The organism is Thiolapillus sp., from assembly GCF_048562965.1.
GTDB classification, from domain to species: Bacteria; Pseudomonadota; Gammaproteobacteria; order Chromatiales; family Chromatiaceae; genus Thiolapillus; species Thiolapillus brandeum_A.
Map to the genome: position 1 here is coordinate 1 of NZ_JBHNMF010000951.1, position 1091 is coordinate 1091.

A 1091-nucleotide genomic window follows, 5' to 3' on the forward strand; every position below is an offset into this window, starting at 1 on the left:
TTCCGCTTTCGCTACATTCCTTCCCTATCGGTCAGGGACAAGCCCTTCGCATCCCTGATGCCTCCGCGTCCGTGACGCTCCGCGCTCCGCTTGGCTTGCTAAGGGGATACCCCTCGCGCCAGTCAAGGGTTCGCTTCGCCCTGCCCTCGCCCGTTCAGACTCCTCCCTTCGGTCGTCTCTTAGCTGCGGCCTCCGCCAGGCCCTGGACCTCTGCTACCCCGTTTCAACGCCAGGAAAGGATTCATTTTGGCTTTCCCTTCCTGGAGTACATGACATGAACAATCTGGCAAAAGAGCTGATCCGCCTGCATGGGACTGAGGGCCTGCGCGCGGAACAATGGTTTGACCTGATGCTTGACGACGTGATGGCCGGTTTCGGCAAACGCCTGGCCGAGCATGAAATCCCTAAAAAGCCGGTCCGGGAGGTGCTGTTCACCCTCTCGGGCCTTTACGCTAAGGATGTCTATTCCGCCGCGCCGTTTACCGACATCCTGGGGCCAGTCCACATGGAGCTGGTCTCCCGGTACCACCAGAAGGGTACCTGCCAGTTTTTCACGCCATTCGAGATTGCCCGTCTGCTGGCCACCCTGAACATGGGGTCCACGCCCCTGCCCAGTGACCGACTGACGCGCATCTGCGATCCGGCCGTCGGCGCTGGGGGGTTGCTGCTGGCATCCGCCAATCACATCTGTGAGGCCCACGGCCCGGAGGCCCTGGCGCTGGTCTCCCTCACTGGCGTCGACATCGATTGGCGTTGCGCCCGCATGTACCCCTGTCAGGTGCTTTCGACCCTGCTCGTTCACCAGCTCCAGCTTGGCGAGCTGGTTTCCTATCACGGAAACACCCTGGGCGATCCCGCCGCCTGGTCCACCTATTGCCATTACTCGCGGGCGGACCCTCCCGATGCAGGTGGCTCCCGCCGATCTCCCTGAGGTTAAGACGGCGGTGGCTGCGTCCATCGGCGGCGAGCAAATGTCAAAGACAGATACCCGCGTGTTGACAGCGCATGTGCCGGTCCCCCTGGCGAACCAGGTGGATCGGCTGGCCGGAAAACTGGAGCGGTCGCGGGCCTGGATCATGAAGCAGGCCCTT

2 protein-coding genes are annotated in these 1091 nt (G+C 62.5%); both read left to right on the forward strand.

The window, feature by feature from the left end; translation table 11 throughout:
- Nucleotides 1-274: 274 nt before the first annotated feature.
- Nucleotides 275-931 (forward strand): N-6 DNA methylase, encoded by a 657-nt coding sequence (locus tag ACOCD2_RS21390; RefSeq protein ID WP_419619296.1) that lies wholly within the window; start codon nt 275-277, stop codon nt 929-931.
- 40 nt (nt 932-971) lie between these two features.
- On the forward strand, nt 972-1091 hold a 120-nt coding region (locus tag ACOCD2_RS21395; RefSeq protein ID WP_419626073.1), incomplete at its 3' end, for a ribbon-helix-helix domain-containing protein.